The organism is Amycolatopsis sp. WAC 04197 (assembly GCF_003947475.1).
In the GTDB taxonomy this organism is placed as follows: Bacteria; Actinomycetota; Actinomycetes; order Mycobacteriales; family Pseudonocardiaceae; genus Amycolatopsis; species Amycolatopsis japonica.
In genome coordinates, this window is sequence record NZ_QHJK01000014.1 from 275,400 (window position 1) to 300,758 (window position 25,359).

23 protein-coding genes and 1 rRNA gene are annotated in these 25,359 nt (G+C 69.2%); 8 read left to right on the plus strand and 16 right to left on the minus strand.

Annotated features, from left to right (window positions below):
• Window positions 1–123: 123 nt before the first annotated feature.
• Window positions 124–1,566: an alpha/beta hydrolase gene (locus tag DMC64_RS38635; RefSeq protein WP_125737532.1), complete on the plus strand. Its 1,443-nt coding sequence runs from the start codon at window positions 124–126 to the stop codon at window positions 1,564–1,566.
• Window positions 1,567–1,686: 120 nt separating this feature from the next.
• On the opposite strand, the gene DMC64_RS38640 is transcribed toward DMC64_RS38635, so the two are convergent.
• The 10 genes from DMC64_RS38640 to DMC64_RS38690 all read right to left on the minus strand — a co-directional run bounded on the left by DMC64_RS38640 (window position 1,687) and on the right by DMC64_RS38690 (window position 15,202).
• A complete protein-coding gene (locus DMC64_RS38640) occupies window positions 1,687–2,640 on the minus strand; it encodes a carboxymuconolactone decarboxylase family protein (protein ID WP_125737533.1) in 954 nt (317 codons plus the stop codon).
• A gap of 2 nt (window positions 2,641–2,642) precedes the next feature.
• Window positions 2,643–4,295, minus strand: a complete 1,653-nt coding sequence (locus tag DMC64_RS38645; RefSeq protein ID WP_125737534.1) for a GMC family oxidoreductase N-terminal domain-containing protein — start codon at window positions 4,293–4,295, stop codon at window positions 2,643–2,645.
• Window positions 4,292–4,849, minus strand: coding sequence for a DUF5987 family protein (locus DMC64_RS38650; protein ID WP_037347793.1), 558 nt, complete (start codon window positions 4,847–4,849; stop codon window positions 4,292–4,294). Before DMC64_RS38650 ends, DMC64_RS38645 begins: the two co-directional genes overlap by 4 nt.
• Before the next feature lie 5 nt (window positions 4,850–4,854).
• The gene (locus tag DMC64_RS38655; protein ID WP_125737535.1) at window positions 4,855–6,207 is read right to left on the minus strand and encodes a cytochrome P450; all 1,353 of its coding nucleotides are present in this window, start codon (window positions 6,205–6,207) and stop codon (window positions 4,855–4,857) included.
• On the minus strand, window positions 6,204–7,199 hold the full coding sequence (locus tag DMC64_RS38660; RefSeq protein ID WP_199755230.1) for an enediyne biosynthesis protein: 996 nt from the start codon (window positions 7,197–7,199) through the stop codon (window positions 6,204–6,206). The genes DMC64_RS38655 and DMC64_RS38660 overlap by 4 nt, the downstream gene beginning before the upstream one ends.
• Window positions 7,196–9,160, minus strand: a complete 1,965-nt coding sequence (locus DMC64_RS38665; RefSeq protein ID WP_125737536.1) for a CRTAC1 family protein — start codon at window positions 9,158–9,160, stop codon at window positions 7,196–7,198. Before DMC64_RS38665 ends, DMC64_RS38660 begins: the two co-directional genes overlap by 4 nt.
• Window positions 9,157–10,113: a DUF1702 family protein gene (locus DMC64_RS38670; RefSeq protein ID WP_255355420.1), complete on the minus strand. Its 957-nt coding sequence runs from the start codon at window positions 10,111–10,113 to the stop codon at window positions 9,157–9,159. The genes DMC64_RS38665 and DMC64_RS38670 overlap by 4 nt, the downstream gene beginning before the upstream one ends.
• Before the next feature lie 254 nt (window positions 10,114–10,367).
• On the minus strand, window positions 10,368–11,270 hold the full coding sequence (locus tag DMC64_RS38680; RefSeq protein ID WP_369797490.1) for an AraC family transcriptional regulator: 903 nt from the start codon (window positions 11,268–11,270) through the stop codon (window positions 10,368–10,370).
• A gap of 173 nt (window positions 11,271–11,443) precedes the next feature.
• On the minus strand, window positions 11,444–12,889 hold the full coding sequence (locus tag DMC64_RS38685; RefSeq protein ID WP_125737564.1) for a SagB family peptide dehydrogenase: 1,446 nt from the start codon (window positions 12,887–12,889) through the stop codon (window positions 11,444–11,446).
• Between the two features lie 42 nt (window positions 12,890–12,931).
• On the minus strand, window positions 12,932–15,202 hold the full coding sequence (locus DMC64_RS38690) for a TOMM precursor leader peptide-binding protein (RefSeq protein WP_125737538.1): 2,271 nt from the start codon (window positions 15,200–15,202) through the stop codon (window positions 12,932–12,934).
• Between the two features lie 223 nt (window positions 15,203–15,425).
• Between DMC64_RS38690 and DMC64_RS38695 the strand changes: the two genes are divergently transcribed.
• The 4 genes from DMC64_RS38695 to DMC64_RS38710 all read left to right on the plus strand — a co-directional run bounded on the left by DMC64_RS38695 (window position 15,426) and on the right by DMC64_RS38710 (window position 19,017).
• Window positions 15,426–16,265 (plus strand): AfsR/SARP family transcriptional regulator, encoded by an 840-nt coding sequence (locus DMC64_RS38695; RefSeq protein ID WP_016332220.1) that lies wholly within the window; start codon window positions 15,426–15,428, stop codon window positions 16,263–16,265.
• Between the two features lie 40 nt (window positions 16,266–16,305).
• The gene (locus DMC64_RS38700) at window positions 16,306–16,992 is read left to right on the plus strand and encodes a helix-turn-helix domain-containing protein (RefSeq protein WP_125737539.1); all 687 of its coding nucleotides are present in this window, start codon (window positions 16,306–16,308) and stop codon (window positions 16,990–16,992) included.
• Window positions 16,993–17,107: 115 nt separating this feature from the next.
• Window positions 17,108–17,686 (plus strand): hypothetical protein, encoded by a 579-nt coding sequence (locus tag DMC64_RS38705; protein WP_037347806.1) that lies wholly within the window; start codon window positions 17,108–17,110, stop codon window positions 17,684–17,686.
• Window positions 17,683–19,017, plus strand: coding sequence for a copper resistance protein CopC (locus DMC64_RS38710; protein ID WP_125737540.1), 1,335 nt, complete (start codon window positions 17,683–17,685; stop codon window positions 19,015–19,017). The genes DMC64_RS38705 and DMC64_RS38710 overlap by 4 nt, the downstream gene beginning before the upstream one ends.
• Here the strand turns inward: DMC64_RS38710 and DMC64_RS38715 are convergent, their stop codons facing one another.
• Window positions 19,018–19,635: a maleylpyruvate isomerase family mycothiol-dependent enzyme gene (locus DMC64_RS38715; protein ID WP_125737565.1), complete on the minus strand. Its 618-nt coding sequence runs from the start codon at window positions 19,633–19,635 to the stop codon at window positions 19,018–19,020. It abuts the gene before it with no gap.
• Between the two features lie 290 nt (window positions 19,636–19,925).
• On the opposite strand from DMC64_RS38715, the gene DMC64_RS38720 reads away from it, so the two are divergent.
• A complete protein-coding gene (locus tag DMC64_RS38720; protein WP_125737541.1) occupies window positions 19,926–20,594 on the plus strand; it encodes a M protein in 669 nt (222 codons plus the stop codon).
• Between the two features lie 43 nt (window positions 20,595–20,637).
• Here DMC64_RS38720 and DMC64_RS38725 read toward each other — a convergent pair whose 3' ends face one another.
• A complete protein-coding gene (locus DMC64_RS38725) occupies window positions 20,638–21,012 on the minus strand; it encodes a YciI family protein (RefSeq protein WP_125737542.1) in 375 nt (124 codons plus the stop codon).
• 168 nt (window positions 21,013–21,180) lie between these two features.
• Between DMC64_RS38725 and DMC64_RS38730 the strand changes: the two genes are divergently transcribed.
• Window positions 21,181–21,462, plus strand: coding sequence for a metal-sensitive transcriptional regulator (locus DMC64_RS38730; protein ID WP_007034631.1), 282 nt, complete (start codon window positions 21,181–21,183; stop codon window positions 21,460–21,462).
• Here DMC64_RS38730 and DMC64_RS38735 read toward each other — a convergent pair.
• From DMC64_RS38735 to DMC64_RS38740, 3 genes are read right to left on the minus strand one after another with little or no spacing between them, the layout of a single operon-like run.
• The gene (locus tag DMC64_RS38735; RefSeq protein WP_125737566.1) at window positions 21,413–23,605 is read right to left on the minus strand and encodes a cation-translocating P-type ATPase; all 2,193 of its coding nucleotides are present in this window, start codon (window positions 23,603–23,605) and stop codon (window positions 21,413–21,415) included. The genes DMC64_RS38730 and DMC64_RS38735 overlap by 50 nt on opposite strands.
• Window positions 23,606–23,637: 32 nt before the next feature.
• Window positions 23,638–23,799: a hypothetical protein gene (locus DMC64_RS43095; protein ID WP_199755231.1), complete on the minus strand. Its 162-nt coding sequence runs from the start codon at window positions 23,797–23,799 to the stop codon at window positions 23,638–23,640.
• On the minus strand, window positions 23,796–24,002 hold the full coding sequence (locus tag DMC64_RS38740; RefSeq protein WP_037347815.1) for a heavy-metal-associated domain-containing protein: 207 nt from the start codon (window positions 24,000–24,002) through the stop codon (window positions 23,796–23,798). Before DMC64_RS38740 ends, DMC64_RS43095 begins: the two co-directional genes overlap by 4 nt.
• 96 nt (window positions 24,003–24,098) lie before the next feature.
• Between DMC64_RS38740 and cobF the strand changes: the two genes are divergently transcribed.
• On the plus strand, window positions 24,099–24,869 hold the full coding sequence (gene cobF / locus DMC64_RS38745) for a precorrin-6A synthase (deacetylating) (RefSeq protein ID WP_125737543.1): 771 nt from the start codon (window positions 24,099–24,101) through the stop codon (window positions 24,867–24,869).
• A 367-nt stretch (window positions 24,870–25,236) separates the two neighbouring features.
• Here cobF and rrf read toward each other — a convergent pair.
• A 5S ribosomal RNA gene (gene rrf, locus DMC64_RS38750) occupies window positions 25,237–25,353 on the minus strand.
• Window positions 25,354–25,359 lie beyond the last annotated feature (6 nt).

Below are 25,359 nucleotides of genomic sequence, written 5' to 3' on the forward strand. Positions count from 1 at the left end.
GCATGAACCGGGGGCGGACGCGGAGTCTTCTCTCAAGTTGTTGACCGGGATCGGTCATCTGGCCGAGTGATCCGGGCCGATCGGCCAGTGCCGGGCACTGTCCACTGTGGCTAGCGTGGGCGGATGAGCACCCGCAAGACCACGATCGCACTGGCCGCCGTCGCGCTCGTCCTCTCCACCGCGGCCCCGGCGACGGCGGCGTCCTCCGCGCTCGCCTGGGCCCCGTGCGCGGACCACGAAACCGCCCAGTGCGCGACCCTGCCCCTGCCCGTCGACCGCGCCGATCCGGGCAAGGGCACCTTCGGGATGGCGGTCGCGCGGATTCCCGCGACCGATCCGGGGCGCCGGATCGGTGCGCTGGTCGTGAATCCGGGCGGGCCGGGGGCGTCCGGCGTCGACTTCGCGTTCAAGAGCGAAGCGCTGTTCCCGGAGGAGATCCGCGCGCGCTTCGACATCGTCGGATTCGATCCTCGGGGTATCGGGGCCAGTCAGCCCATCCAGTGCGCGAGCGGACTCGTGCGAGGACTCGCCGCCGCGACACCCCGGACCCAGGCCGAATTCGACCGGCTCGTGGCGGACAACCGTGCCCTTCGCGACGACTGCCGCGCCCGCAGCGGCCCGCTGTTCGACCACGTCGACACCGGGGCGGTGGCCGACGATCTGGACGATCTCCGCATCGCCCTCGACGAACCGGTGATCAGCTATTTCGGTGTCTCGTACGGCTCCCTCATCGGGCAGCAGTACGCGCGGCAGCACGGCGACCGTCTGCGTGCCGCGGTCCTGGACGGCAACATGGACCACAGTCTCGGTTTGACGGACTTCGCCGCCACCGCGGCCGGAGCGGCGGAGGACGCGCTCGCCGAGTTCGCCTCCTGGTGCTCGGTTTCGACGGAGTGCGCGCTGCACGGCGAGGACGTGCTCGCCCGCTGGCGGGAACTGCTCGCCGCGGCCGACGAAGGCAAGCTGTACGAGGGTGAACCCACCAACCCGAGTTCCCCTTGGTACGTCCTCCAGACCGCGTACGGAAATCTCAGCCGGGCCGACCTGGTGGGCCTCGGCCGGTTCCTGGCCAGCCTCCACATCGGGACTCCCGAGGCACAGCCGGACTCCGCGGTCACCACGGCCTCCGGCGACACCGTCTCGAATGGACGGTTGCCCGTGCTGTGCCAGGACTGGGACATGCGCGTTGCCGACCAGGGACAGCTCGACCGGCTCGTCGCCGCGGAACGGGCGGCGGCCCCGAACATGCGCTACTCCACCGAGTTGCGCGAAGCCTGGCTCGGTTGCGCGGGCTGGCCGTCCGAGGTCAACAACCCGCCGGCGACCGCCCGCGTCGACCCGCGCACGCCGACCATCCTCCTGACGAACCCGAAGCATGATCCGGCGACCGGCCACGCGTGGGCGGCGAACGTACACCGTCAGCTGCCCACCAAGACCGCGCTGCTCACCTACGACGGGATCGGGCACACCGCCTACCCGTGGAGCGGGTGCGTCCGGGGCCTGGCGAACGCCTACCTGCTCGACGGGTCGCTTCCCGCTCCGGGCACCGTCTGCCCGGCCGGCTGAGCGCGGCGGGAAAGCAAAGGTGGCTGGGTTGCGAAAGCCGCTTTCGCAACGGTGAAGGTTGCGAAAGTGGCTTTCGCAACGCGCCGGCCGGCCAAGTCGGCCGTGCTCTCCGCCTCGCCCTCAACAGCCCCGCACGCTCGAGAGCGAAACGGCGCGGGCCGCGGCCGTGAAACTCGCCCACCCCACCAACTCGACCAGCTCCCGATCACCCAGCCCCGCGGCCGCCACCAAAGCGTCGTCCACCTGATAAGGCGCCTTCGCGACCACCAAGGCCAAGCGCACCGCGGGATCGTCGTAGGCGTCCACCCAGGACCGGCTCAACCCGGGTGGGACACCGTCCCAAGTGGACAGTTCCCGCTCCACGACGTCCCGCACGGACGAAGGCACCGGCAACGCGGCGAACGCCGCCGAAGCACGCGAGAACGCGTCCTCGACCACAGGATTGCCCGCGGCCCAGCCGAAATCCCGGGAGCCCACCGGCAGCAGGTCCAGCGACTCCCCCGGCGGAGCCCCTTTCACCGGCCGAAGGAACCGCCCCAAGACGGCCTTCGCCCTCGCCCGCGCCGAATCCGGCACGGTCGGCGGCAACGGTGACGGCCCGAGGAAAACGCTCACCACCCGGTTCAGGTAGTGGAACGCGAACGCGACCGCGGTCAGCTCCGACCGGGCCCCCGCCGAAAGGGTCCCCGTACGAGGATCCGCCACGGGACGGCCCGAAGCGATCGCCGCGGCCTCGGAGGAACGCCCGAGCGACTCCAGCGCCATCCCGTGGACCTCGACACAGTACGGGCACGAGTTCGCCCGCGACACCAGTGTCGCGACGATCTCCCGGTCCGCCCGGCTCGTCTCCCCCGCCGCCACCAGCGATTCCCGCAGCATCACCCAGCTCGCCGCGAGCACCGGCGGTGACGGCGAATGCACCGCCACCGGCGGGGCCAGCATCCCGAAATCGCGTTCCAGCCGTCCGTAGACGTCGCGTACGAGCCCGGTCGCCCGGCCGAAGGGAACCGGCCGGACGTACCGGGCTTCACGCACCGCGCGCCGCAGCGCGAGCCTCACCAGCACGGGTGCCACGCTCAGCTCCCGGCCACCAGCGACAGCTTGCCGACCGCCCGCCGCCCGGTGATGGAACCGTCCGGAGCGGGGGCGCCGTAGGTGACGTCGACACCGCGAGCCTGCAACGCCCGCACGATCCCCGGCACCGAACGCTCGGCCAGCGCCGCGATCGTCATCGCCGGGTTCACCGTCAGCGCGCCCGGCACGGAAGCGCTGTCGGTCACGAAGATCCCGGGGTGATCACGGAGTTCGTGGTTCGGGTGCAGCGCCGAGGTCGCCGGGTCGTCACCGATCCGGCACGACGCCAGCGGGTGCACGGTGTACGCGCCGACGACGTCGTTGGTCCACGGCGCCACCTTCGCCAAGCCGTCCTTCTCGAGGATCTCCTTGCACTCCGCGTCGGCGAGCGCCCAGCCATGCCGGGTGTTCGGCGTCGGGTCGTACTTCAGCGGGCCGCGGCCGAGCATCTGCTGCGAGATGCGGTAGGCGTTGCCGGTGGGCGGCGGCGCGCCGAAGACACCCTCGTTGTCGTCCTCGGTCATCAGGAAGATGGTCAGCCAGGAGGCCCACTTCTTGAGGATCTCCTTCTTCTGCACCCCGAACCAGCGTGGTTCGTCGCCGTCCGGCACCTGCGCGAGAATCGTGCCGAGCCCGGGCGGGAAGTACAGCTGCTCCAGCGAATACCGCTCGTACTCCGGCAACGAACCGTCGAGCTTGTCCCAGTTCGCGACGGTCGGGCCCTTGCCGATGTGGTTGGCCTCGTAGACCTTCCCGTCCTCACGGGACAGCCCGAGCACCTCGCGGACGCGCTCTTCGTTGATGATCGCGGTGTTGAGCCGCTCCCCGTTGCCCGAGAAGTACCGGCCGACCGCGTGCGGCATGGTGCCCAGTGCCGCCTCCGAACGCTGCAGGATCACCGGCGTCGCGCCGGCACCCGCGGCGATGATGACGACCTTCGCGTCGATCGTCCCGCTGCCGGACTGGAGCCGGTAATCCTCGTCGTCGACGATGTTGAAATGCACGCGGTAATCGCCGTCGTCGATCCGCTCGATCCGCTGGACCTCGTGCAGCGGCCGGATCTTCGCGCCGTGCGCGAGCGCCGCGGGCAGGTAGTTGGTCAGCAGCGAGCGTTTCGCGTCGAACCGGCACCCCGCCATCATGAAGTTGCAGTTCACGCAGCGGTCGTTGTCCACCGCGACCGGGGCGGGGTTGGCGGTCCGGCCGGAGTGGTTGCAGAACGCGGCCCACAGCCCACCCGCGTAGGAGACGTCGTTCCAGTCCTGTGTGGACACCGGGAGCGACTCCGAAACCCGGTCGTACCAGGGCTCCAGCGTGTCGCGCGTCAACGCCGAAGGCCACATGCGACGGCCGATGCTGCCATGGCGTTCGAACACGAACTTCGGCGCGCGGGGCATCGCGGCGAAGTACACCACGCTGCCGCCGCCGACACAGTTCCCGCCGAGCACGCTCATCCCGTCGCCGACGACGAAATCGAAGGCCCGGGTGTAGGACGAGCCGAGCAGATAGTCGTGCTCGAACTCCTTCGCCTCCAGCCACGGCCCGCGTTCCAGCACGGTGACCTTCGCCCCGCCCGCGGCCAAGTGGTAGGCGGGGATGGAGCCACCGAACCCGCTGCCGACGATGACGACGTCGGTCTTGTCGTAGGCGGTCATGCGGGACTCCCGGAAGGCGTGGTGTCGGGGTGGACTCGGGCCAGCTCGCGGCGGTAGGAGAACTTGGGGAACCGCCACAGACCGTCCTCGTCCGGCGCGGTGTACCCCATCGCCAGCAGGCCGGGGTGGCCCTCGGCGATGGCTTCGGCGGTGTGCTTGTGCGCCGCGCTGTCGAAGGACATGTTGCAGAACAAGGCGAGGCTGACCCAGCCGTCCTTCTCCGGATGTCCTGGCGCGGTCAGCGACCGCACGAGCGCCGTCCTGTCCGCGAAGGACAGCGCGACGAACGGCGGTAGCGACTCGTCGAGCGTGACGTCGTGTTCCTTGGCGTAGACCTTCGCGTGGTCGTTGAGGGACTGCGCCAGATAGGGCAGCCCGACGGTCACCCCGGTCGCCTCGGTGTGCAGCAGTTCGAGCGCGCCCGCGACGACCGCGCCCGGTCCCGGCGACGCGCCGGCGATGGCGTGGTCGCCGGGGAAGCGCTTCTCCCCCGGCACGATCGTGTCCGCGTAGGCCTCCAAAGTGGACACCTCGACCTGTTCGTCCGAATCCACGGAACCTACCTCCTGTTCCTGGTGTGCACGGTCATCGGCAGCCCGCCGCGCACCCGGAGCGACAGCATCGCCTCGGGAACCACGTCGTAGCCCGGGAGCTTTCTGAGTTCGAGGTCGCGCAGGACCATCGTCAGCACGAAAACGGCCTCCATCACGCCGAGGCTGTTGCCGATGCAGAACCGCGGCCCGGCGCCGAACGGGATGTAGGCGTAGCGCGGCCGCCCGCTGGGCCGGTCCGGGTCGAACCGGTCCGGGTCGAACTTCTCCGGCTCCGGCCAGAAATCCGGATGCCGGTGCAGGGTGAAGGGCACGACGACGACGTCGGATCCGGCGGGGATGTGATAACCGCCGATCTCGTCGTCGGCCTGCGCCACCCGCGGCAGCAGCCACACCGGCGGGTACAGGCGCATGACCTCTTCGACGACCCTCGCCGTGTACGGCAACCGGTGCAGGTCCTCGTGCGTCGGCGACTGGTCGCCCAGCACCGCGTCGGCCTCGGCACGCAGTTTCGCCGCGATCTCCGGATGCTCGTCGAGCAGATGGAACGCCCAGCCGAGCGTGCTCGCCGTGGTCTCGTGCCCGGCCAGCAGCAGCGTGATCAGCTCGTCCCGCATCTGCTCGCGGGTCCCGTCGGTGGCGATGAGCCGCGAAAGCACGTCCTCGCCGTTCTCGACCGGGTTGGCCAGCCGCTGCTCGACGAGTTCGTCGGCGATGCGGCGGAGGTCGTCCCGCGATTCCCGGAACCGCACCTGTTTCTTCAGCGGCGCCCATTGCGGGACCATGCTCAGCGTCACCGCTTCGAACATCGCCTGGTCCTGCACGGCCTCGAACGAGTGCCCCAGCGAGGTGAACCCGCCGAGATCCGCGTCGAGCAGCGTCTTGCCGAGCACACCGAGGGTCAGCCCGGTCATCTCGTGCAGGATCTCCACCGGTCCTTCGGTGTCCCGCAAGCGTTTCACGAGTCCTTCGACCTCGTTCGCGACGACCGAGGCCTGCCGTGCGATCCGCTTGGGCTGGAACACCGGCTGGATGGTCCGGCGCTGCTTCTTCCAGACGTCGCCGTCGCTGGTGAGCAACCCGTCGCCGAGCGCCCGCCTGGCCTCCTGGAGGCCGATTCCCTTGTGGTAGTTGGCCGCGTTGTCCGCGAGCACGTGTTTCGCCAGTTCGGGGTGGTTCACCAGGTACATCGTCTTGGGACCGATCGCGATCCGGACGACGTCCCCGTGTGCCTCGGCCGAATCCGACATGAGCGCCAGCCGGTCGGTGAAGAGCTTCTTCAGCAGACCGAAGGTCGCCCGGCGCGGCGGCCCGGGGGGCGCGAGACGCGCCCCCCGGGTGGTTTCCGCACCGGTGGTCATGCCGCCACGGCCCCGGTTTCCGTCTCCGGCTTCCCGGCCGGCTTCGGCAGGGAGGTGATCTCGGCCGACTTCGCCTGCTCGGCCTCCCACTTCTCGGTCGCCTTCTTGGAGAAGTGCAGGCCCCACAGGAACATCCCGCGGATGAGGCAGACCAGCGCGGTGGCGAGGAACAGGCCGTAGGCCACGTGCACGATCATGAAGAACCCGTACGCCAGCGCCACCCCCGAGCCGAACAGGATCTGCGACGCGGGCTTGGACGGGGTCGTCCCCGGGTCGGTCACCATGTAGTTCGTGTAGAGCACGAAGGCAACACCGGTCATCATCCCGAGCGCGCCGGGGATCGCGGTGTCGAACACCAGACCACGGATGATCGCCTGCAGCGCGAAGGTGATCAGCCAGGCGCCGATGAGCCACATGCGCTGGGTCAGCATCGCGTTGAGCACGGTGCCCGACACCATGATGATGCCGACGATCAGCCAGCCGACCCACGAGTCGACCTGCTCGGTGAAGTGGTACGGCGGCGCGATGCTCGCCCAGGGGAACACCAGCAGGATGATCGTGATGCCGAAGTTCGACGGGTTCATGTAGTGGCGCAGCCTGCCACGCACCGGGGCCTGCAGCACCCATTTGGCGCCGACGGCGACCACGACGCCGAACATCATGACCAGCACCTGATCGTTGACGTAGGTGAGCATGTTCAGCGCGAGACCGGTGATATGCGCGGGGAACAGGAATTCCACCAGTCCCTTGAACCCGTTGCCCCGGAAGCGGACGTCGCGTCCCTGGACGCGGGCCCCGATGATCTCCAGCAGGATTTCCGTGGTGTACGCCGTGGCCAGCGCGATGAACGGATAGGTGTAGGGCTGCTCGAAACCGAGCACGGTGTAGCCGATGATGTTGAAGATGGTGATCGAGATCGCGAACCGGCGAAGGGCCGTGATCGTCTTGTTGCTCTTCGGTGCCGTGAGTGTCTGCTCAGCCATGACGGTCATTTCTCCTTAGCCTGAGCGCCGAGCTGGAACGTGTGGTCGCCCGGGGTCAGCTGGACTTCCTGCGTGCGGATCTGCCCGGTCAGGTCGCGCCACTGCAGGCAGACCTTCACCGGCCCGGTGACCTTGCCCAGCCCGATCTGGATCTCGTGGCTGCGCTTGCCGGAGTGGCCGCTGCCGCCGTCGACGCGGTCCATGTACTTCTTGCCGTCGGGGGTGACGACGGTGACCTGCGCGCCGATCGCCGCGGTACCCGCCACCTTGAGCGGGCCGTCCGCCGAAGCCTTGTCGTGCACCAGCTTCAGGTTCAGGTACGACCCCGTGTCGGGGCTGACGTTGTGGTAGAAGATCGGCTGCTCCCACTGGCGGGCCACGGCGAAGTCGAGCTTGCCGTCGCCGTCGGCGTCACCGGTGGCGATACCGCGGGTGGGCACCGGGACCGCCAGACCGAGGCGCGGGGCCAGGTCGGTGTAGCGGCCGTCGGAGCTCTTGGCCCAGAAGTGCAGCGTGTGGTCGCCACCGACGTCGTCACCGGCGACCATGTTCGGCCAGAAGTACGGGTGCTTCAGCAGTTCGTCGTTGGAGGTCGCCAGCTCCTGCAGCTGCGGCCAGCGGTTGACGTCGCCCTTGACGAAACCGGTCGCCTGGGTGATCACCGATTCGCCACTGTTGTTGTAGTCGGCGATCTTGACGTCCCAGCCCCAGCCGGACCAGGCGGTGCCCGCCTGCGCGCTGCGGTCCACCCACGGCGCCTCGCCGCCCTGAAGACGGCCACGCAGATCCGCGGTGTCCTTGGCGGTGTTCATGAACTGGAAGTGGCTTTCCTCGATACCCCAGGACGTCGTGATGTTGCTGACGTACAGGTCGTAGAGACCGTCGTGGTCGAGGTCGGCGAAGTCGACACCCATGCCCTTGAAGGAGTCGTTGCCGATCACCTTGGACTTCGGCTCGTTGGGCCCGCGGATGCCCTTCACCTCGGCGAATTCGACGTGGCCGGGGCGGGACTTGTTGTACAGCAGGCGGTCGTGGCCGAAGTCGTTGCCGATGTAGAGCTCCGGCAGGTTGTCCCCGTCGACGTCGGTGGCGCTGGCCGCCAGCGACCAGCCGCCCTGGGCGTCGGCCGGGATGGCCTTGTCGTCGAGGGCGAACGTCGCGCTCGGCTTCGCGCCCTGCGTGGCGCCGGTGAACCGCAGGATGTACTTGCCGCCTGCGTTGTCGGCGTGCGACATCGACTTGTTCATCTCGACCCCGCCGGAGACGCGGTCGTCCAGCACCGCGCTGTCGGGGAAGTAGTTGCCGATGAAGATGTCCTGGTGGCCGTCGCCGTCGAAGTCACCGACCGAGGCGGCATTGGTGTTCCACAATGGACCGGAGTATTCGCCGTTCTTGGAGTTGTTGCCCGGCACCAGTTCCACCGGCTCGTAGGCCTTCGGCTCCAGCTTCGTGGCGCCCGGCTTCGCGAGGAACAGGATCGGCGTGCGGCCCCAGTAGTAGGCCAGCAGGTCGACCCGGCCGTCCTCGTTGTAGTCCGCGGGGACGCAGCCCATCGGCGCGATGTACTTGCCCATCGGCAGGGGCGCCGCGTCGAGCGCGAACGGCGCGTAGCGGTCGCCGCCCTTGCCCGGTGTCGGGGTGATCACCACCTGGTCGCTGCGCGGGTCCACGAAGCACAGGTCGTTCGCGAGCTTGTCGCCGTCGAGGTCGTTGACCGCGATCGCGGCGCCGACCGAGGAGATCCAGGCGCGGATGTGCTCGTACTCCTTGTTCACCGTCCGGATCGACTGGCTCTTCGCCGCCTCCGGCAAGGCGATCGTCAGCGGCTCGAACGCGTACTTCGAAGCCATGGTGTCGGCTTCGGCGGTCGAGACGGTGGGCAGCTGCGCCACCACGAACAGTCCCGCCATCAGCACCAGCGCCACGATGCCCGCAAGCTGCTTGCGGAGCCAGCCCAAGGTCGCGGTCATTTCCCTGCACCTCCAGAGTTGAGAACCTCAGCGGCGATGCGCTGTCGCCAGGTTTCGAATGCCGGGAGTTCGCCGTCGACCACGGTCGCCGGGCGCACCTCCTGGGTGATGGCCGCGGCCCGCTCGGCCGGCAGCCCGCAGATCGCCCGCGTGGCGACCTCGGTCTCGGGGATCAGCAGCCCCGCGCGGACGCGGGCTTCGGCGGCGAAAGCGCTGCCCTGGGCGAGGTTCCCGCGGTGCTCGCCGGCGAACTCGGCCAGCTTCAGCAGTTCGTCGCCGGTGACACCGCACGCGTAGGTCGAGGCGAGCCCGATGCCGGCGTAGAGGTCTCCGTGCCGATGCTCGGGGAATCGCGCGACCGTGTCGGCGACCAGGTCGACGTCGGTACCGCAGATGAACCACAGCGCCCGCCCGATGCCCTGGTCGATCGCCCGCAGCGCGTAGCCGTCGTTTCCGGGCGGCCACGAGAAGTCCGGGTCCTGGAACTGCCCGTCGACGTACTTCGCCGTCTTGAAGTAGGCCTGGTGGAAGCCGTAGCCGTCGAGCACCAGCCAGCGCAGCAACGGGTCGAAGTCCTCGGCGGACGGCCAGCGGAAGCGCGGCAGGCGGGCCATCGCCCAGCCGACGCCGACGTAGATGATGTAGTCGTGCTTCTCGCCGGGGCCGTCGAGGAACCGCTCGATGTGACGGCGGCCGCCGCCCGGCAGCCCGTCCAGCATTCCGTAACCCATTCCCGCGCCTTCGTAGGCGAAGCCGCGGTATTTCACCGGAATACGTTCGAGCCATTCTTCCGCCTGTTCGACGGACCGTGCTTCGACCGCGTGCGCGTAGCCGAGCAGGAACTTCTCACCGACGGTCTCCAGCAATTCTTGAGCGGCCGGGCTCTTCTTGTGGAAACCACGCTTGTCCAGTGACGTCTCGGAGACGTCCGGCGTGATCATGCGACGTCTGATCGTGCGCCAACCATTGCCCAACGCACTCTCCCCCTAACGGGTGGATTCGAATTCCGGATTGCTTTAAAGGCTCACATGCGTGGCGATGACGCGACCACTCCACGGTTGCGCCCGCGGTTCTCCCGGTTTGCGGAATCGGGAGACCGCGGGAACATCGAGGGTTAAGGCAAGGTGGCGTACCGCCGAGGCGTGTTGCGAAAGCCACTTTCACAACGTTGAAGGTGGCGAAAGTGGCTTTCGCAACACGGCCGCGCTCAGGCCACCGCGCGGAGGTACTCGGAAGCGGGCATGGTCATCCGGTTCCCGGCCGAGCTCGGACCGCCGGCGAGGGTGATCGCCATCGGCGCGTCGGTCGGCCGCGGGGCGCGCATGGGCATCCGCAGGTGGACCCGGCCGTACCGGGTGATGTCGACGCGGCCGGGCAGCGTGCCCACGGAGAACGACGAGGCCGCGGTCCCGGCGGCGTGCTCGGCCACCCCGATGACGGTCCACCGCCCTTCGGGGACGTTCTGGATCTCGATGTCCGCGGACAGGACGTTCGCCCTGCCACCGAAGGCGACGGGGCCGCACTGCGGGATCGACTCGGCGAACAGTCCGATGAGGACACTCGCCGGGCCCGCCCCGCGCGGGGTCTCGACCCGCACGCTGATCGTGCCGGTGCCGCTGCGCATCGTGGCGCTGCCCATTCCGGCGCTGTGCAACGCTTCCAGGGTCGGGAGGCGCTGGAAATGCGGGGCCAGCGCGACGAGCAGCTCGCCGACCTCGGGATCGCGGTACTGGGTCGGGGTCATCCCGACCGCACGGGTGAAGCGGCTGGTGAAGGTGCCGACGCTGCTGTAGCCGACGCTGCACACGATGTCCGACACCGTCAGCGATGTCGTCAGCAGCAGCCGTTTCGCTTCGAAGAGCCGGATCGCGGTGAGGTACCGGCCGGGGGTGACCCCGGTCGCCTTGGTGAAGATCCGCGAGAAGTGGAACGGGCTGACGAAGACTTCCGATGCCAGGTCGCTCAAGGTGATCGGGTCGAAGTACCTCGCGTGCATCGCTGAGATGGCCTGCAGCACCGCAGGTTGCAAGGGGGACGCCGGCTCGGGGAGCCGACCGGGTTCGGTGACGCCTTTCTCGTTCGCCGCCATGGCGACTGTTCGTAGCTGCATCAGACCAACCTCGGATTCGCTGTCGCTTTTCCTCTGTACGCCAGCAAACGCGGTACCGATTTCGGTGCACTCGATGAGCGATCGAGATCCGCAAGGCCGAACTCGCGTGATCCAGGACGTGACACGCGTGATTGGGCACGGAACTCGCGTGATCAGACGGCGATCATCGAGGGTCAGACGGGGAGGTCGAGGACGCACTCGCCGACGCTGACCTCGGCGGGCCAGTCGAGCTTCAGCGCGCGGTCGACGCGGTCGCCGGCATCCACCGGGACGGCGTGCGCGGCCAGCCCCATGGCGCGGGCGACGAGGTACAGCGTCTGTTGCAGCGCACCGACGTGCGCCAGTGTGGTGGCGTACGCGCCACCTCCGAGGACGGACGCCATCCGCGGCATCCGCGCGGTCACGGTGATCAGCGCCGACGGCCGTCGATGGTTGCCGCCGCCGATCATCGCCATGTCGAGCATCGCGTCGAGGTCGGCCTCGTCGGCGTTGACGAGGCCGAGCCGATGCTCCAGCGGGTCGTAGTGGTAGATCCCGCGGTCCAGCCCCGAGCACCGGTTGACCGAGACGTACAACTCGAGTTCGTACAGGCACGCGACGCTGAAATAGGGCCGCTGCGAAGCGCTGTGGGCGGGCCCGTTCGGCAGATGCGCGGGCCCGATCGACCGGATTCTCGCGCCACGGAACAGGAACTCGCCGATCTGCTCGGCGGTCAGCACGCCCTCGGTGAATTCGGGGCAGGTGTGGTCGTTCTCCAGCAACGTCGTCAGCGTCGGATCGGTCTCCGCGCGGTCGGCCAGATCGGGCCGGTACAGCGCATGGACCGGCCCGTCCCCGGTGGAAGCCTTGACCACCGGCGGTTTCCCGAGGCCGGGCAGATCCGCCGGGCCACCCGGCCGCCAGGTGCGGCTGGTGGTGTGGAACGAGAGTTCGTCCGGGGACCACAAACCCAGTTCGGGATCGTCGTCCTCGGCGAACCGGCCGTGTTCCCCGGCCACCTGCACGACCCCCGCGGCGACCAGATAGGACACGATCGCGCCGACCACCGAGGCGTCGATCCCGGTGGTGGACACGATGTCCCGGACCGATTTCGCCGTCGCCAGTGTCGCCGCGACATGCACCGCCCACGGCTGGGACAGCACGACGCGGTAGCGCGCGGACGGCGATTCCAGCCCCATCCCGTCGGCGTCGGACCGCAGGGAACTGAAGCGGGACAACCGGATCGGACGCGTGGGCGGGATCTCCACCGGCGCGAACACCGGGGCGAGCACGACCGGGATCACCGACAGCAGCGGTCCCCTGCCGTCGGCGAGCCCGAGCGAACGCACCACGGAACCGCCGAGTTCCTTGAGTACCTGCCGCAGCGCGTCGGCGCCTTCGGCCGTCCAGCTCAGCTCGCCTTCGAGATCGGGTTCCCGCTCGAAGGGCTCCCACGAAGACGTCACGTTCGCCAGCGAGACCGGCCCCAACGCCATCCGCCGCAACGATTCCAGCACCAGCGGTTCCGCGTGGTCGAACTCGTACTCGCCCCAGCGGGTGACGACCACCAGCGAGCCGTCCTCACCGATCTCGACAAGGCTGTCGTCGGTGAGCGACCACAAGGGGATCGTTTCGGCCACTCCGCCGGGGGGATCTGTCGTCAACGGTTGCTCCAGCTTGCTCTACAAGAACATAGGGAATGGGTTCAGCCGGTCGTAGGGAGTCGGCTCGGCGAGCCTGCCCAGCCGCACCGGCACGTCGAACAGCCGTCCGGGCGCGAAGCGGCTCCAGAACGGGCGCAGCCCCGGAACGACCACCCGGACCACCGGGAGGTCGATGTCGGGCCTGGTCTGGTCCAGCACGAGCGTCTCCATTCCCAGCGCGGAAAGCTTGCGTACCAAGCACTCCACGTCGTCACGGACATCGGGCCGCCGGACGAACTTGAAGTCCGCGGCGCGTTTCGCCGACCGCCCCGGCGCCGGCAGCAGATACGGCTGGTTCCCGACGGTGGCGTACTTGAGCCACGCCGACGCGTCGGGATCGTCGAGTTCGACGTTGTTCGCGAGCACAGCGGGGATCATCTGGTTGAGCTCGCTGACCGCCCGCCGCAACGCCGTCCTGGGGTCCAGGTGGGCGCCGAAGCCCATCATGACGTTCTCGCGCGGCCCGGCGATACTCCTGGACAGCGCGACCATCACCGGCACCCCGAGATCCGCGGTCAGGTCGAGCACCCACAGCTCCCGGCCGGCCCGCGCGTACTGGCCGACCATCTCCTCGGCCCACGGGTCGTCGAACGACGCGATGTCGACGCCGGGCACGGGAAGCCGGTTGTACCACCACATCGCGACGGCGTCGCGTTCGACGAGTTCGAGCAGGCCCTGCAGGATCGCGTCCTCGACACTGCTCCCGGCCGCGCAGCCGTTGGAGTCCGCGCGCATCCCGGTGAGCCCGCACTCCGGCGGCACCCCGTAGTAGAGGTACGCCGTCGGCATCAGCTTCCGCCGCTGCTGCGAGAGCGACCACAGCGGCGTCCAGTCGACGGCCGCCTCGGCGTCGAACCGGTCGGGGACGTGCTGGAAGTTCGCGTGCCTGGCGTTCCAGTCGACGCGCGTCTCGTACTGGCGCTCGTCGAAGAGCATGCACGAGTTCGGGTGGACGGCGTCGTCGCCGAGCGCGCGGAAGGTGTCGCGGATCCGCAGTTCGTCGCCCTGGTAGTTCGCCGAGAACCGTTCGATCGCCTCGCACAGCGCGCCGACCTCGGCGTCGATCGGGCTCGCGCCCTTGCCGCCGTTGTCCCCGCGCAGCCCGGCCTGCAACCCCGCCTCGCCGCGCACGCGGCGCGCGACGTTCAGCCCGGAGCGGTACGCGTTCACGAACGCGGGCGCTCTCGGGTCGCGGGCGATCTCCTTGACGATGCCGGTGACCGGGCTGACCAGATGGCCGTAGCGGTCGAGCACCTCGACCGGGGTGAGCGTCCGGTGCCCGCCACCGCCCGACGTCGCCTTCTTGGCCTCCCGCAGTACGACCGGCTCGGCCGTCCGCGCGGCCACGATGCCTTCGTCGCCGCATTCGGGGCATTGCGGGCGGCGGCGCAGTTCGTGCAGCCGCCCCTGCAGGTCGAGGGTGTCGAGGATCCACACGGCCTGCTGCCCCGGATAGCGGTGCCCCGCCAGCCATTTGGACGCTTCGAGGGAGATCAGCTGCGACGCGGCCGCGGTCAGCGGCGGCACGGCGGGCATCGGGAACGGCGCGGGCCCGTCGTGCCCCAGCACCTCCTGCACACAGGCCTCGGCGTGCCGGTGCCCCCACAACCGGTTCGTCAGGCAGTGCCAGCAACCGGACCGGCCGGGCTGCATGATCGGCCCGATCCACACCTGCGAACCCGACGGCCGGGCCAGCAGCCAGGGCCGTCCGGTGCGCCGGTGCTCGGCGTCGATCCCGGCCAGCCTGGGGTCGAGGTAGTCGTCGCACAGCACGATGGCGAGCTCGGACGCCGTCTCGACCACTTCGATCCCGCTCGCGGCCAGCGCGTTCGCCACCTGCGAGGTGTCGACGCCGCGGCCGATCGCGGTCAGGCTCGCCGTCGCCGGCTTCTGTCGGCAGGCCACGGCGGACGCGTCGAGCCCGCACGCGTCCCAGTACGCGAGCGCGCGCTCGTCCCCGCTGAACTCGTCCGGGACGCGGACGGTGACCAGACCGGCCTCGACGAGCCGGGCCACCACGCCGGTGACCTGTTCGGCGTTCATCCCCTCCGGGCAGGCGGACAGGAGCCCGTCGAGGTCACGGGTGCCGTCGAGCAGGGCGGCCACCGAGGCGACCTGCGCGCCGCGCATCGCGATGACCCCCTGTTCGGAGAACAGGTAGGCACCGTTGCCCTCGCTGATCTCCGCACGCAGATGCCGTTTGAATCCCAGTCCGCCGATCGAGGTGGGCGTGGACGATGCCTCGCGCATGATGACCCCCAGTAGGTCGGTTCGATTCTCGAATCCTGCTGTGTGGGGCCGGGTACCGGCCAGTGTGCGATTCACGCGTCGGACGTGAAAAACCCATGTTCTCCCGGGAGACACGCATGCGGGCCCTGGTGGACGGCTCACTGGCCCGGCGACCGGCCGCTCTGTCACTGTCGAAGCACTGGGAATCAGGTCACGACGCGTATCGAGCTGGAGGGCGCTTGCGATGTACACCGGATCACGAGTAGCGGACAAGCACCACGGCTCGGCACCCAACCCGATTCCGGCCGCGTCCGCAAGCCCCGTCCGTTTCAGCCTCCTCGGCCCGCTCGAACTCGTACGGGACGGGATCGACTACGCGCCGACGACGCCGAAGCTGCTGCAGGTGCTCGCCATGCTGGTCATGAGCCCGGGGAAGATCGTGCACATCGACACGATCGTGCAGGAGCTGTGGGCCAACGACCCGCCGCGCAGCGTCCGCACCACCATGCACACCTACGTCTACCAGTTGCGCAAGTGCATCGACGAGAACGAGCTGGCCCCGTACGGCGAGACCATGCTGGCGACGAAACCGCCGGGGTACGTGTTCCGGATCGCGCCGGAGCAGGTGGACGTCTTCGAGTTCCAGGAGCTGCAGCACAAGGGCCGCGAACTGCACCTGCGCGGCGAGCACACCGAAGCGGCGAAGGCCTTCCGGTCGGCGCTCGACCTGTGGTCCGGGCCGCCGCTCGCGAACGTCCACTGTGGACCGGTGCTGTCGGCGTACGCGGTCGACCTCGTCGAGCAGCGGCGCAGCACGCTGCACCTGCGGATCGAGGCGGACATCGCGGCCGGGATGCGGCACGAGCTGATCGGCGAACTGCGTTCCCTGGTCACCGCGAACCCGCTCGACGAGGCCTTGCACGGGCAACTGATCCGCGTCCTCGGCCGCAGCGGGCGCCGCTCCGACGCGCTCGCCACGTACCGTCAGGTGCGGGCGAGGCTCAACAACGAACTGGGCGTGGAACCCTGTGACGAACTGCAGGTCCTGCACCACGACCTGCTTTCCGAAGGGGAACCCGCGTGAACCCCGCTCCCGCCACGGAAACGAAAGTGAGGATCGACGGATGAGCAGTCGTACCTATGGACAGTTCTGCGGTCTGGCCCGCGCGCTGGAGATCATCGGCGAACGCTGGTCGCTGCTGATCGTCCGTGACCTCGTCCTCGGCCCGAAGCGGTTCACCGAACTGCAGGCGGGTCTCCCCAAGATCCCGGCGAGCACGCTGTCCGCGCGGCTCAACGAACTCGAGCAGTCCGGCGTACTGCGCCGCCGCCTGCTCCCCCAGCTCGACGCCGCGGTGGTCTACGAGCTCACCGAATACGGCAGCGAACTCGACCAGATCGTGCTGGACCTCGGGCTTTGGGGCGCGCGATCGCTCGGGCAGCCGGCGGCCGAGGACGTCTTCACCCTGGATTCGGCGATCCTTTCGCTGTACACGACCTTCCGGAGTGAAAAGGCCAAGGGCGTCCAGGTCACCTACGAGCTGCGCTACCCGGGCGAGATGGTCCTGCACGCGATCGTCGAGGACGGCGCGCTCAAGGTCGCGGAGGGCGCGCACCCCGGCGCCGACGCGGTCATCGAACCGCTGGGCCCGTTCATCAAGGATCTGCTGAGCGGGGATCTCTCCGCGGCCGACGCGACGCGCACCGGGAAGATCCGGATCGAGGGCGCCTTCGAATATCTGGAGCTTTTCACGGAATTGTTCCACATTCCCGCCGCTCCGAAAATGTCCGACGGAATCGTCGTCCGCTGATCCATCCGGCGTAACACCGCCGGTCGGATCAGCAATCCGGAGTAACGGAAATCCTCGGAACGCGGGATATCGTCGACATCCGTCACCGGTCGGTCTTTCGCCCTAGGAGCCCTTCATGGCCGCACTCGATTCGCCTCGTCCGGGTCTGCTCGCCTCGCTCAACGGGAAATACCACCGCGCGGCGCTCCTCACCTTCGCGGTGGTCGTCGTGGCCCACTGGGCGGAGCACCTGGTGCAGGCGTTCCAGATCTACGCGCTCGGCTGGAAGACGTCGGACGCCCGCGGCGTGCTCGGGATCCCGTTCCCCAAGCTGATCAGCTCCGAATGGCTGCACTACGGCTACGCCATCGTCATGCTGATCTTCCTGTTCGCCCTGCGCAAGGGTTTCGCCGGCCGCTCGCGGCAGTGGTGGAACCTGGCGCTCGGCCTGCAGTTCTGGCACCACATCGAGCATCTGCTCCTGCTGATCCAGGCGCAGACCGGCTGGCGGCTCGGCGGCGGCACCGCGCCGAGCAGCATCATCCAGCTGTTCATCCCGCGGGTGGAACTGCACCTGTTCTACAACACGATCGTCACCATCCCGATGATCATCGCGATGCTCGTGCACCGGAAGGCCTCCGCCGCCGAGCGGGAACTGACCGGCTGCACGTGCTCGCCCGTCAGCCGGCGTGAGCTGGCGACCGCGGCATCGTGACCGGGAGGCTCTGCGCGCTCCTGGCCCTCGTGGCGGCGTGGTTCGGGGTCGCGGTACTCGCCGCGGCCCCGGCCTCGGCCCACGTCGAACTCCTCTCCTCGAACCCCGCCGACGGCGCCCGGCTCACCTCGGCGCCGGCACGGGTCTCGATCACCCTGTCGGAGAACATCGGCATCCAGCCGAATTCGATCAAGGTCGTCGATCAGCAGGGCACCGACGTGGTGTCCGGCCCGGTGTTCCAGCCCGGCGAAGTCGCCGAAGAGGTCGCCGTCGCACTCGAACCGGACCTTCCCGACGGCAGCTATCTCGTCGAGTACGCCTTCGTCTCGACCGACTCGCATCCGGTACGCGGCACGATCGCCTTCGTGGTCGGCACCGGTCCCCTGATCACCTCGGCGGGCGCGGTGTCCGCCTCCACCGGGACCGACCCGGTGACCGACGCGCTGTTCACCACCTTCCGCTGGGGCTCCTTCGCCGGGGTCGCGCTGCTCGGCGGGCTGGTGTTCCTGCTGGTCTGCCGTCCGGGCGGCCGGACCGACCCGGCGGCGCGGAAGCCGATCACCGCGGGTCTGTGGCTTTCGGGGGTCACCGCCGTGGCCGGGTTCCTGCTGCAAGGCCCGTACGTCGCGGGCCGCGGCGTCGGCGCGATCTTCGACGGGGCGCTGATCGAGGCGACCCTGCGGGTGGCGTACGGGAAGCTCCTGCTCCTGCGTCTGGCCGCGATCGTCGCGCTCGCCGTGCTCGTGCGGCGGTTGCTGGCGGGCGACCTGCCGGATCGGCTGCGATCGCGCTACGAGAACCTCGGCATCGCGGCCGGGTTCATCGTGATGCTGAGCTTCTCCGCGACCGGGCACGCGGTGGCCGACAAGATCATGTTCCTCTCGGTCAGCGCGGACCTCGCGCATTTCGGCGCGATGGCCGTCTGGGTGGGCGGGCTGATCCAGCTGGCCGTGCTCCTGCGCGGCAGGTACCCGGCGTCGGAGGCCGAGCCCGCCCTGGCGCGGTTCCATCCGATCGCCACCCGGTCGATCGTGATCATGGTGGTCAGCGGCGCCTACCTGGGCTTCCGGCTCGTCCCGTCGGTGGAGGCGCTCTGGACGTCGGCCTACGGCATCGTCTTCGTGCTGAAGCTGACCGGGTTCGCCGCGTTGCTGCTGGTGGCGAACATGAGCCGCACCGCGGTGCGCCGCGGGATCTCCGGCCGGGGCGGCACCGGCGTGGTGACCACCGACCTGCGGAAACTGCGGGTCAGCGTCGGCGTCGAGGTGCTGATCGTGGCCGTGGTGCTCGCGCTGGCCGCGGCGTTGTCCTCGATGTCCCCGGCCGGCTGATCACCGCTCGATCTCCGCTTCCGGCGGAGTGAAGGGTCCCCAGGTGAAGGCGCGGAGCCACGGCTCGGGATCGCCCAGCCAGTCCATGGCGGCGATCTGGGCCGGGCTCCGCCGCCCGGCGAGCGTCCGGTACAGGTCCGAGGGCGCGCCCGAGAGCACCGCCGCGACCGGCTCGGTGCCGGCGATCCAGGTCGCGCCCTCGGTCTCGAGCCGCATCCCCGGCAGCCCGTGCCTGCCCAGCGAGGCGCCGAGCCCGCCGACGAGCACTTCGAATCCCCGCAGCCAGGCCGCGTGCGCTTGCGGCGGCGGCGCGCCGAGCGCGTACCGGATGTCGAGTTCGTGGGTGAAGGCGTCCATCACCATGATGTCGCCGCGGCTCTTCCCCCCGCCGTCGGCGGCGAGGAGGTTGTCGGCCTCGGGACCGCGTTCGAGCCAGAGTTTCAGCAATTCGACGGCCGACGCGGATTCCGGGATCGGGCAGGCCTCGCCACCGAACCGGGTGATCACCCGATCGCAGATCTCGGTCAGATGCGCGATCAGGTCGCGCACGGTCCACTGTGGACAGGCCGGGACGGCTCGCTCGCCCGCCCCCGCGTGATCGGTGACCAAGATCGCGATGTTCTCCCTGACCTGCCGATATCCTTCGGCCGCTGTCGCCGTATTCCAGCCAGGGACCCGAATTCGGCTGCTCGTCACGCGGCCACCTCCCGTGGGGTATGCGATGGTCGTCCATTCTCCCACCGCCGGGAGACTTCACCCTTCTTCCCGCTTGCGGCGGACCGTTCACCGCAAAGACCACCCACCCGTGGCGCGTGTCGTCGCGGCTTCAGGCACACTGGTCGTTGAAAGCCCCGTGTGGCAAAGAAAAGCGCCCAACGGTGACACATCGACCACTGTGGAGGTGACCAATGGAGATGCCCGGCTTCGATCTGGCGTGGCGTGGTTTCAATCGCGCCCAGGTCCGGGAATTCGTCCGCGAGGTGGAAGCCGAACTACGACGAGTGGAAGCCGAACGCGACGAAGCGATCCGCCGTGGGCAAGCTCTCGCCGGCGAGCTCGCCGCCACACAAGAGGAAAATCGCGAACTGAAGGCCAGCGTCGACCGGATCAGCCGCGTGCCGATCGCACCCGACGCGTTGCAGGAACGCTCGCGCCGGATGCTCGAACTCACACGCGAAGAAGCCGACGACATCGCCGCACGGGCCGCCGAGGAAGCCGCGAAGGCCGAGGCGGAACGAAAGCGGATCGCCGAAGACTTCGAGCGCGCCATGACACTGCGCCGCGCGGAGGCGATGCGCGCGCTCGCCGCGCGGGACGAAGCCGCGCAGGCGAAGGCGCGGAAACTGCTCGACGACGCCGCCGAAGAGGCCGAGCGCCTGGTCGCCGAAGCGCGGCAGAAGGCCGATGTGGCCCTCCGCCTGCGCGACGACGTGCTGAAACAGCTGGTCGGCTGCCGCGAACTGCTCACCGAAGCCGGCGTGGTGCTGGCCGTACCGGACTCACCGAAACCGGAAGTGCCCGTTCAGCGCCGGAGCAGGCCCGAAGCCCGCACCGGCACCGAAGCCGCCGCCACCTGACTAAGCCCCGGGCCCCGCCCCACCACCACCCTCAGCGGGCAGGCTACGCCTGGCTGTCCAAACCCAAGCCGGACGAGAAGACCACCGGCCGGATCTCCATCGCGTTGATGTGCGCGTCCGGGATCTGGCCCGCGATCTCGATCGCCCGCTCCTTGCTGTCGCATTCGACCAGGTAGAAGCCGGCCAGGTACTCCTTCGACTCCGCGAACGGGCCGTCGGTGACCACCGGGACGCCGTCACGCACCCGGACCACGGTGCTGTCCTTCGGCTCCGCCAGCGCCTGCGTCCCGAGCAGTTCGCCGCTCTCGGTGAGCTTCTTCATGAAAGGGTCGATGCGGGCGACCACCTCGTTGCGCTCCTCTTCGGGGAGGGCGTCCCAGGCGGTGGGGTTCATCGTGATCATGATCATGTACTTCATCGGTGTTCCTCCTGGTCGTGCGGCCGGTGCCCGGCCACTCACGCAGGAGTCGGAGCGGCCGGATCGTTCTCGACATCCTGGCACCCACTTTTTTCCGCTCTCCGGCCGCATACGTGGGGAGGGTATAGTGGGGAGACGACAGGGAACGACGAGAGAACGGGTGCGGGAATGACGGGCTACGGCACCGAGCGGGAGGCCTACCTCAAGCGCCTGCGCCGGATCGAGGGGCAGATCCGCGGTTTGCAGCGGATGGTGGAAGAGGACAAGTACTGCATCGACATCCTGACCCAGGTGTCCGCGGCCACGAAGGCGCTGCAGTCGTTCTCCCTCGAACTGCTGGACGAGCACCTCGCCACCTGCGTGGTCCACGCCGCGGCCGCGGGCGGTGAAGAGGCCGACCTCAAGGTCCGGGAGGCGTCCGACGCCATCGCCCGGCTGGTCCGGTCCTGAAGCGTCGCAACCGCAGGCTGTTGGTGACGACGAAGACCGACGAGAACGCCATCGCGGCCCCGGCGATCATGGGGTTGAGCAGGCCGAGCGCGGCCAGCGGCAGGGCGGCGACGTTGTAGGCGAACGCCCAGAACAGGTTGCCCTTGATCGTGCCGAGCGTGCGGCGTGCGAGCCGGATGGCGTCCACGGCCGCGCGCAGGTCGCCACGTACCAGGGTGAGGTCGCCCGCTTCGATCGCGGCGTCGGTCCCGGTCCCCATCGAGAGACCGAGGTCGGCCTGCGCGAGCGCGGCCGCGTCGTTGACGCCGTCGCCGACCATGGCGACCACGTTGCCTCGCGCCTGAAGGCGCTTGACGACGTCGACCTTGTCGGCGGGCAGCACCTCCGCGACGACCTCGTCGATCCCCACTTCGGCGGCGACGGCCTCCGCGGCACCGGCGTTGTCCCCGGTCAGCAGGACCGGCCGCAGCCCGAGCGCCTTCAACCCGGCCACGGCCTCGGCGGAAGTCGGCTTGACCGTGTCGGCGACGACGACCACACCGCGTGCCTCGCCGTCCCAGGCGACTACGACCGCCGTCGCGCCGCGTTCCTCGGCGACCTTCTTGGCCTGGGTGAACTCGTCGCCGACGGCGATGCCGTGCCGGTCGAGGAGGGCGGGCCGCCCGGCCAGGACGGTCTTGCCCTCGACCTCACCGAAGACACCCAGGCCCTCGACGTTGCGGAACCCGCCGGCCGGCGGCAGCTCACCCAGCCGTTCCTCGGCGGCCGCGACGATCGCGCGGGCGATCGGATGTTCGGAGCCGTGCTCGACCGCCGCGGCCAGGCGCAGGACTTCGGTCTCGTCGTCGCCGAACAGGTCGGTGAGGCTCATCTTCCCGGCGGTCACCGTGCCGGTCTTGTCGAGTACGACGGTGTCGACGGCACGAGTGGACTCGAGCACCTCCGGACCCTTGATGAGGATGCCCAGCTGCGCGCCGCGGCCGGTGCCGACCAGCAGCGCCGTCGGCGTGGCCAGGCCGAGCGCGCACGGGCAGGCGATGATCAGGACCGCGACGGCGGCGGTGAAGGCGGCGTCGGCCCCGCTGCCCGCGCCGAGCCAGAAGCCGAGGGTGCCGACCGCGAGGGCGATCACCACCGGGACGAACACCGCCGACACCCGGTCGGCGAGCCGCTGGACCCGCGCCTTGCCGTTCTGCGCGTCCTCGACCAGCCGCGCCATCTGCGCGAGCCGCGTGTCCGCACCGATCTGGGTGGCGCGGACGACGAGCCTGCCGCTCGCGTTGACCGTCCCGCCGACGACGGAGTCCCCGGCCACCACCTCGACCGGGACGGCCTCACCCGTCAGCATGCTCAGGTCGACGGCCGAGCCACCTTCGGTCACCACCCCGTCGGTGGCGATCTTCTCCCCCGGCCGGACGACGAACTCGTCGCCCGTTTTCAGCTCGCCGATCGGGACGCGGCTCTCGGTGCCGTCCTTCAGGAGCGCGACGTCCTTCGCGCCGAGTTCGAGCAGCGCCCTCAGCGCGGCGCCGGAGCGGCGCTTGGACCGGGCCTCGAAGTAGCGGCCCGCGAGGAGGAAGGTGGTCACCCCGGCGGCGACCTCGAGATAGACGTTGCCCGCGCCGTGCCCGCGCTCCATGGTCAGCTCGAAACCGTGACGCATGCCGGGCGTCCCGGCGGTGCCGAACAACAGCGCGTATAGCGACCAGAGCGTGGCGGCGACGACGCCGAGTGAGATCAGGGTGTCCATGGTGGCGGCGCCATGGCGGAGGTTCGTCCAGGCCGGGCGGTGGAACGGCCACGCGCCCCAGGTGACGACCGGCGCGGCCAAGGCCAGCGAGACCCACTGCCAGTAGGGGAACTGCCAGGCCGGGACCATCGCCAGCACGATTACGGGCACCGCGAGGACGGCGGAGACCACGAGACGGCTTCTCAAGGAGCCGGTCTCGTCTTCGCCTTCGTCGGGCCGAGGTGGCTGAGCCGTGTAGCCGGCGGACTCGACGACGCCGACCAGGTCTTCGACCGAGACCGCCGCGGGGAAGTCGACCTGCGCCTTCTCGGTGGCGTAGTTGACCGTGGCTGAGACGCCGTCGACCTTGTTCAGTTTGCGTTCGACCCGCGCGGCACAGGACGCGCAGGTCATCCCGCCGATGGCCAGTTCGACGCGCTGGGACGTCACGGCGTACCTCCCGGGTGGTGCCCGTGGTGCTCGCTGGTCGGCGCCGGCGGGGGCGGCTCCTCGTCCAGCGGCCCGACGGCGGAACCGATCGCCCAGGCGACGGCGAACACCGCGACCAGAGCCGCGGCGAACGCCGACACCTTGACGGCGGTGCTCACGAGACGAGCTGGTAACCGGCCTCGCTGACGGCCGCGTCGACGGCTTGGACGTCCAGCGGCGCGTCGCTGGTGACGGTGACCTTGCCGCTGGCGACGTCCACGTTCACGGCGCTGACGCCCGCGATCTCGCTGACCTCTTCGGTGACGGAGGAGGCGCAGTGCCCGCAGGACATGCCCTTGACGATGTAGGTGGTTTCGGCCATCGGTTCGAACTCCTCTACAGGACAGGTGGAGCGATCACTTCCTTTATACCCCGTGGGGGTAGGGGTGTGCACAGAGGGTGCGGGGACACTGCGGAAATGAGGAAGATCTCCGCCATCGGCATCGGCGCCGGCGACCCGGACCACCTGACCGTCCAGGCGATCCGGCGGCTCAACGAGACCGATGTGTTCTTCGTGCTCGACAAGGGCTCGGAAAAGCAGGACCTGGTTGCTCTGCGTCAGGAGATCCTCGACCGCTTCGTCGAGCGGCCCGGCTACCGCGTCGTGCGGGCACCGGACCCCGAACGCGACCGTACTCCTGACGACTACCGGAAGGCCGTCGCCGACTGGCACCGGCTCCGCACCGACGTCTACGAGAGCATGATCGCTTCCCTGGGTCCCGACGAGCGGGGCGCGTTCCTCGTCTGGGGCGACCCGGCGCTCTACGACTCGACCCTGCCCCTGCTGGACGCGGTACTCGACCGCGGGAACGTCGAGTTCGAGTACGACGTCATCCCCGGGGTGAGCAGTGTGGCCGCGCTGACGTCACGGCACCGGACCACGATGAACCAGATCGGCCGTCCGGTCCTGGTCACCACCGGCCGCCGCCTCGAAGCCGGCTGGCCCGAGGACGTGGACGACGTCTTCGTCATGCTGGACGCGGGGTGCACGTTCTCGCAGTTCGTGGACACGGGCCTGGAGATCTACTGGGGCGCGTACCTCGGCACCCCCGACGAGCTCCTGCTCTCCGGCCCGCTGACCGCGGCCCTCGCCGAGGAGATCCGCTCCGTCCGCGCCTCCGCCCGCACCCGCAAGGGCTGGATCATGGACATCTACCACCTACGCCGCCCCGCCCCCTCCCGCATTTAGTCCTCTAAATGCGCCCACCCCGGGCCCCGTCGCGCATTTAGTCCTCTAAATGCGGGGCCTCCGCCTCACCCTTATGTGCCTGCCCGCGTCACTCGCGTGATCGGGGCCGTGATTCGCGTGATTGAAGGCGGATCTCGCGTGTTTAGAGGGGGATCTCGCGTGATCAGACGGACGACACGCGTGATCGGAGGGACGACACGGCCGCCGGCCGTGTCGTCCGTCTGATCACGTGTGTTCGCTCTGCAATCACGTGTGTTCCGTGTCGGATCACGCGTGTGGCGGGTTTCGGGTATGAGAAAAGGGCCCAGGTCTGGGAGAACTCGTGGTTCTCTACCAGGCCCTGGGCCCTTTCCTTTTTCTAATGTTAGTCCGGCGGTGTCCTACTCTCCCACAACCCTTCGGTTGCAGTACCATCGGCGCTGTCAGGCTTAGCTTCCGGGTTCGGAATGGGACCGGGCGTTTCCCTGACGCTATAACCACCGAAACACTA